This window comes from Alicyclobacillus vulcanalis (assembly GCF_900156755.1).
Taxonomy (GTDB): domain Bacteria; phylum Bacillota; class Bacilli; order Alicyclobacillales; family Alicyclobacillaceae; genus Alicyclobacillus; species Alicyclobacillus vulcanalis.
The window spans coordinates 178,582-185,594 of record NZ_FTOO01000007.1; the positions used below are offsets into that span (position 1 = coordinate 178,582).

Consider the following 7,013-nt stretch of genomic DNA (forward strand, 5'->3'; position numbering starts at 1 on the left):
GAGGGCTATGTATGTTGGCCGAACACGATCGCGCCGAACGGCTGCTGCAGATCGCGAAGGCGGAAGGGTTGTACGACGAAATCCACCTCCTGAACGAAGATGGGACGCTCGCGGGCGCGGTGGACGACATCCCCACGGACGTGATGGTCGAGATGTACCGGCACATGGTGTTCGCTCGGGCGTTTGACCGCAAGGCTATAGCGCTCCAGCGTCAGGGCCGGATCGGCACGTACGCGCCGTACGAAGGCCAGGAGGCCGCGCAAGTGGCCAGCGCGATGGCGCTCGCGGCCGAGGACTTTGTGTTCCCGTCGTATCGAGATCACGCGGCGACCATGGTGCTTGGCCAAGCGCCGGCAAACGTGCTGTTGTATTGGTCGGGCCGGGTGGAGGGCATCAAGAGCCCCGAGGGGCGCCACATCCTGCCGCCGAGCGTACCCATTGCGACCCACGTGCTGCACGCCGTAGGCGCGGCGTTTGCGAGCCGCTACCGCAAGGAGCGCGCCGTCAGCATCGCGTACTTCGGCGACGGGGCGACGAGCGAGGGCGATTTCCACGAGGCCCTGAATTTCGCCGGTGTGTTCCACCTGCCGGTCATCTTCTTCTGCCAAAACAACGGCTACGCCATCAGCGTGCCTTTTTCGCGCCAGTCCGCGTCGCGCACCATCGCGCAGCGCGCGGTCGCGTACGACATCGTCGGCGTGCGCGTGGACGGCAACGACGCGTTCGCGGTGTATCGCGCGGTGCGAGAGGCTCGGTCGCGCGCGCTGAACGGCCTCGGGCCGACGCTCATCGAGGCGGTGACCTTCCGCATGGGTGCGCACACCACGGCGGACGATCCGACCCGTTACCGCGACCAGAAGGCGGTCGTGGAGGCTTGGCAGAAGCGCGATCCCATCGTCCGCCTCCGCCTGTATCTGGAGTCGCAGAACCTGTGGTCGGATGCGCAGGAGGCAAAGCTCCAGGACGAGGTCAAGGCGCGGGTCGAGGCCGCCGTGGACGAGGCGCTCTCGATTGCGCCGCCCGACATGGAGATGATGTTCGATCACGTCTACGCGGAAGCGCCCTGGCACCTCGCCGCGGAGCGCGAGGAGTACCGCCGGACGCGCGAGGGGGTATCCGTATGAGCCGCATGTTGAATCTCATCCAGGCGATCAACGAAGCGCTTGACCTAAAGCTCGCGGACGATCCGCGCGTCGTCTTGCTCGGCGAGGACATCGGCAAAAACGGAGGCGTGTTCCGAGCGACGGACGGCCTCCTCGAGAAGTACGGCGAGGAGCGCGTGATCGACACGCCGCTCGCGGAGTCGGCCATTATCGGCACCGCCATGGGCATGGCGGTGAACGGCCTCATTCCGGTGCCCGAAATTCAGTTTCTGGCGTTCATCTTCCCGGCGCTGGACCAGCTGTTCTCGCACGTCGCGCGCATGCGCTACCGGTCGCAGGGCCAGTTTCCCGTGCCGATGACCATCCGCACGCCGTACGGCGCAGGCATCCATGGCCCGGAGCTGCACGCCGAGAGCGTGGAGAGCTTCTTCGCGCACACGCCTGGGCTCAAAGTGGTGGTGCCGAGCGGCCCGTACGACGCGAAGGGTTTGCTCATCTCGGCCATTGAGGACCCCGATCCAGTCGTCTTCCTCGAGCCAACCAAGCTGTATCGCGCCTTCCGGGAGGAGGTTCCCGAGGGCTTGTACCGAATTCCTATCGGTAAGGCGAAGCGGGTGCGAGAGGGCGAGGACGTTTCGGTGTTTGCTTGGGGCGCGATGCTGCGCACGGCCTTGAAGGTGGCCGATCAGCTCGAGCGCGAGCGCGGCTTGACGTGCGACGTGATCGACCTGAGGACGCTGTACCCGCTGGACCGCGACGCCATCGTGGAATCGGTGCAGAAGACGGGCCGGGCCGTGGTGGTGCATGAGGCGCACAAGACTGCGGGGCTTGGCGCCGAAATCGTCTCGCTCATCAACGAAGAGGCGCTCCTGTACTTGCGCGCGCCGGTGAAGCGCGTCGCGGGCTTTGACGTCCCCGTGCCGTTCTTCGCGCTGGAAGACGAGTACATGCCGACGGAGGCGCGCATTCGCGCGGGCATCGAAGAGACCATCACGTTCTAAGGCGGGAGACCGATATGGAGTTCAAACTGGCGGATATTGGCGAAGGTATTCACGAGGGCGAGGTCCTGCGGTGGTTGGTCCACGAGGGCGATCACGTCGAACAGGATGCGCCACTCGTGGAGGTGCAGACGGATAAGGTGACGGCGGAGCTGCCATCGCCGGTGGCGGGCGTGATCGAGCGCATTGTGGCGCGCGAGGGGCAGGTGGTGCCCGTGGGGACGGTGCTCGCGGTCATCCGCGAGGCTCATGGGGCGCCTGCGGGCGACAAGGCGGCAGGGGCGAGCGCGGCTGAGACAACCGAGCAGGCGAGGCGCGAGGCGCCCGAGGCGAGCGGTGGTTTGGCCAGCCACGGGGCAAAGCCTGCCGTGATGCAGGCGGAGCGGGCCGACGGGGTGAAGCGGCGCGCGCTCGCCACGCCGCACGTGCGCGCGCTGGCGCGGAAGCTCGGCGTGGACATCGAAGAGATTCAGGGCACGGGCCCGGTGGGACGCGTGACGGAGGAGGACGTCCGCCGGTTTGCGGAAGGCAGGATGGCACCGCGCCCGCCGGAGGAGGACGTCGCGGCCGTCGAACCGCGCGCGGAACGCGCGGGCGAAGTCGCGGCGCCTCCGGCTGCCCCGAAGGCGGGATCGCCCAAGGTGACGTCGGGCGAGCCCGTGGAAGAGGTGCCGCTTCGCGGCCTTCGGCGCCGCATTGCGGAGCACATGGTGCAGTCCAAGCGCATCATCCCGCATGCCACCCACATCGATGAGATCGAGATGGATGCCCTTGAGGCGCTCCGCGAAAGGCTCCGTCCGTACGCGGAAGCTCGCGGCGCGAAACTGACGTCGCTCGCGTTCTTCGTCAAGGCGGTGTCCATCGCGCTGAAGGAGTTCCCCTACGTGAACGCCTCTGTGGACGAGGCCCAGGAACGAGTATGGCTGAGGCGTTACTACCACATCGGCATCGCGGTGGACACGGAGCAGGGGCTGATTGTGCCCGTCGTGAAGCACGCCGATCAGAAGTCGGTGTTTGAAATTGCGCAAGAGGTGTCGGATCTCGCCCGCAGGGCGCGCGAGAACCGCCTCTCGCTCGACGAAGTGACAGGAAGCACGTTCACCATCTCGAACGCGGGGGCGCTCGGCGGCTTATATGCCACGCCCATCATCAATTACCCCGAGTCGGCCATTCTCGGCATTCACAAGATGTCGCGGCGGCCCGTGGTGAGAAACGACGAGATCGTCATTCGCAACATCGCCCACATCTCGCTGTCGTTTGACCATCGGATCATCGACGGCGGCATGGCCATTCGGTTCACCAATCGCGTGCGCGAGCTGTTGGAGGAGCCGGATCGGATGTGGGCCGAGCTTCGGTAGGGGGGTGCTCGCGTGGCCTACTTGACGATGCACGACGATGGCCCGGTGCGAATTGTGCGGATGGCTCGCGAGGACAGGCTGAACGCGCTCAATCTCGCGCTCGTCGATGAATTGGTGGCGGCGCTCGAAGCGGCGGATGCGGATGTAAACGTCCGGGCCATCGTCCTGACGGGCGGGGAGAAAGCGTTTGCGGCGGGCGCCGACATCGGGGAAATGGCGGATGCGACGGCCGTCGACATGAAGCTGCGGGACCAGTTCCGCGCTTGGGACCGAATACGCGGCGTCCACAAGCCCGTCATCGCCGCCGTGAAGGGATTTGCGTTGGGCGGCGGATGTGAGCTCGCCCTGGCCTGCGATCTCGTCATCGCAGGCGAAAGCGCGAAGTTCGGACAGCCCGAGGTGAAGCTCGGGCTGATGCCGGGCGCGGGTGGGACGCAGTGGCTCGCACGCCGCCTCGGCAAGGCGCGAGCGCTGGAACTGCTTTGGCTCGGCGATCCCATCACAGCGCGGGAAGCGCTCTCGCTTGGGCTCATCAACCGCGTGGTCCCAGACGAGGCATGTGTCGCGCACGCAGTGGAACTCGGCAAGCGATTGGCGGAGATGCCGCCCGTGGCCCTTCGCTGCATCAAAGAAGCGGTCTACCAGGCCATGGACACGGCGTTTGCCGACGGGCTTGAAGCGGAGCGAAATCTCTTTTACCTGTTGTTCGCGACGGAAGACGCGCGCGAAGGCATGCGCGCGTTTCTGGAGCGGCGCAAGCCGGAATTTCAGGGTAGGTAATTCTCCCGATGTGCCGCCCGTGGATGCGCGGCTTCGGCCAAAGGCAGGCGGTAGAGGACGCAGGACTCCGAAGGGAAATGCCTGGTGCGGGCGGGATCGTCAGCACCGGCGAAGAAGCCTTCGCGCGGGGGTGCGATCACGGCCGCGCTGCGCTATGATGGAGGGCGTGAGTCCGACAGAAACGGAGTGGCGCGGCGGTGACGGATCGGAAAGGGCTTTGGTATGCGTTCCTGGCCTACGCGGGCTGGGGACTTCTTCCTGCGTATTGGAACATCTTTGAGCGCATGTCCCCGTATGAGCTGTTGTCGTACCGCATGGTGTTTTCGGCGCTGACCATTTGGGCGTGGGTGGCCATGGCGCGCAGGACGCAGAGCGTCGCCTCGGTCATGCGGGACGGCCGCCGAGCGCGCTGGATGGCGCTTGGCTCGCTCATGATCACCATCAACTGGCTGACGTTCATCGTGGCGGTCAACACGGGGCACGTGGTCGAATCGAGCCTTGGCTATTATATCAACCCCATTGTCAACGTAATTTTCGGACTCCTTCTCTTCCGCGAGCGGCTGGACGCGTGGCAGTGGGGGGCGCTTCTCGTCGCAGGCCTCGGCGTGGCCATCATGATTGCGGCCTACGGGCAGGTGCCTTGGCTCGCGCTGTCGCTCTCCGGATCGTTCGGCCTCTACGGCGTCGTGAAAAAGCGGGTCGAGGCAGATGCCGTCCAGAGCCTCACCTGGGAGACGACGCTCGCCCTACCCCTCGCCGTGGCGTACCTCGTCTTCACCTTCACGGCCCATCGGGTCACCGTGACGCAACTCGCCGGGTGGCAGATGGCGATGCTCGCGTTGAGCGGCGTCCTCACGGCGTTGCCCCTTCTTTTGTTTGCGATGGCCGCCAAGCGCCTCCATCTCGCTACGCTCGGCATGGTCCAGTACATCTCGCCCACGCTGCAGCTAGTCATTGGGCTTTTCGTCGATCGCGAACCCTTCACCCGCGCCGATGCCATCGGCTTTTCGTGCATATGGATGGCACTCATCCTCTATACGTTCTCGCTCATTCGGACCGAGCGGCGATTTCGCCGATGCCTGGCGGACGACCCGGCGCTGCACAAAGCGCTCAAGGGCTGAACGTTCCTCGTACTCGCGTCTGAATCCGAAGGAGGAATCCCATGCTGAGCGCCGCGCTGCGCCGGATGATGGTGGATACCACGCCGCTTCGAACGTCGAGCGACTTTTTGCGCCTTTGGATCGGCAGCGGCATTTCGACCTTTGGCGGCACGATGACGTCCTTCGCGGTGATGCTCCAGGTGTATACTCTGACGCACAAGAGCCTCGACGTGGGACTGGCCAGCCTTGCCAGCGTGCTCCCCGGCGTGCTGTTCGTCCTGCTCGGCGGGAGTGTGGGCGATCGCGTCGATCGCCGCAAGCTGGTTCTGCTCGCCACGAGCGGCCAGATGGTCGTCTCGGCGCTCCTGGCTGTACAGGCTTTCGCGGCCTGGCGCACTCTAGGCGCCATCTATGCGCTCTTGTGCGTTCAGTCGTTGCTAGTCGTCATCAGCGCTCCGGCACGTCGCACGTTCGTGCCCCGGGTTCTTCCTAAAGATCAGGTGCGTGCCGGACAGACGCTCAATACGCTTGTCATTCGGTTCGCGGAGGTCGCGGGTCCCGCGCTCGGCGGCGTCCTCGCGGGCTGGTCGGGGCTCGGCTGGTGTTACGCGTTGGACGCGCTGAGCTTTCTCGCCGCGCTCTACGCCGTGTATCGGTTGCCTCCCATGCAGCCTGGCGCGATCGAACGAAACCAGGGCATGCTGGGCAGTGTCGCTGAAGGGCTGCGCTTTCTTGTGACGTCGCGAGCGCTTCTCGGCGCCATGCTGGCGGATCTCAGTGTCACGGTGCTTGGCGTTCCGAATGCGCTCTTGCCCGCGCTCGTGAGCGCGCGCTTCGGGGGGCAGCCCGAGGCGCTCGGCCTGCTCATGGGTGCCACCGGTGTTGGCGGATTGTTGGTGCTCTTCCTGTCAGGGCCCGTGCGCCACATCCGATATGAAGGCCGGGCCATCGTGGTCGCCTGTATCGCGTGGGGAGCCGCGGTATGCGCGTTTGGCCTATCTCCGTTTCTCTGGCTCTCGCTGATGTTTCTTGCCTTCATGGGGGCGTTGGACTCCATTCTCGTGGTCATGCGCTCGACGTTGATTCAGCAGCGCACGCCGGATGAACTGCGCGGGCGGATTTCGAGCGTGGACTACCTGGTCGGCTCGGGAGGTCCCCAGCTCGGCAACCTTCGCGCCGGGATCGTCGGCAGCGTGTTGCCCGTGAGCGCGGCCATCGTCATCGGAGGCGCCTCGACCATCGTCGCCATGGCCTGTGTCGCACGTTTCATCCCGGAACTCAGAAGAGCACGCGCGGATGAAGATGTCTGACGCCCTCCGCCGAGCACCCGTTGGGGCGGCGAGAGCGTATAAAGTTTGGGTAGGGTTTGCCTCTGGGAGGATTCTCCGAGGCAAAAGAGAAGAGACCTCACTGGGACAAGAAAAAAGCCCGCGTTGCAGCGCGGGCATAAGAGTGAGGTCTCTTATGCTCGATATTCGACGTGTCCTTGCTGTCTTCCTGCAGATGCTGTCGAGCTTGCAAAATGTAGTTGACGAGGCAGGTGACTTCACGGCCTCAGAGCAGGGCGGGCCACGGAGACGTCGTACCGTCGGGCGGCGAGCCTGTTGCAAGCGTGGGTGCCGGAAGTGAGCGCGATGGCGATTTGGGAAGAGGTGCAGCGGCTGGGCGAGGAGG

6 protein-coding genes are annotated in these 7,013 nt (G+C 65.2%); all 6 read left to right on the plus strand.

Annotated elements, in window-relative coordinates:
- Positions 1–11: 11 nt before the first annotated feature.
- The 6 genes from pdhA to BW934_RS09680 all read left to right on the plus strand — a co-directional run bounded on the left by pdhA (position 12) and on the right by BW934_RS09680 (position 6,649).
- Positions 12–1,124, plus strand: a complete 1,113-nt coding sequence (pdhA, locus tag BW934_RS09655) for a pyruvate dehydrogenase (acetyl-transferring) E1 component subunit alpha (RefSeq protein WP_076347510.1) — start codon at positions 12–14, stop codon at positions 1,122–1,124.
- Positions 1,121–2,104 (plus strand): alpha-ketoacid dehydrogenase subunit beta, encoded by a 984-nt coding sequence (locus BW934_RS09660; protein WP_076347512.1) that lies wholly within the window; start codon positions 1,121–1,123, stop codon positions 2,102–2,104. The genes pdhA and BW934_RS09660 overlap by 4 nt, the downstream gene beginning before the upstream one ends.
- A 14-nt stretch (positions 2,105–2,118) precedes the next feature.
- Positions 2,119–3,459: a dihydrolipoamide acetyltransferase family protein gene (locus BW934_RS09665; protein WP_076347515.1), complete on the plus strand. Its 1,341-nt coding sequence runs from the start codon at positions 2,119–2,121 to the stop codon at positions 3,457–3,459.
- 12 nt (positions 3,460–3,471) lie between these two features.
- Positions 3,472–4,239 carry an enoyl-CoA hydratase-related protein gene (locus tag BW934_RS09670; RefSeq protein WP_076347517.1) on the plus strand — a complete coding sequence of 256 codons (768 nt, stop codon included), beginning with the start codon at positions 3,472–3,474 and terminating at the stop codon, positions 4,237–4,239.
- A gap of 197 nt (positions 4,240–4,436) precedes the next feature.
- Positions 4,437–5,360 carry an EamA family transporter RarD gene (gene rarD / locus BW934_RS09675; protein ID WP_076347519.1) on the plus strand — a complete coding sequence of 308 codons (924 nt, stop codon included), beginning with the start codon at positions 4,437–4,439 and terminating at the stop codon, positions 5,358–5,360.
- 41 nt (positions 5,361–5,401) lie between these two features.
- Positions 5,402–6,649, plus strand: coding sequence for an MFS transporter (locus BW934_RS09680; protein ID WP_076347521.1), 1,248 nt, complete (start codon positions 5,402–5,404; stop codon positions 6,647–6,649).
- Positions 6,650–7,013: the final 364 nt, after the last annotated feature.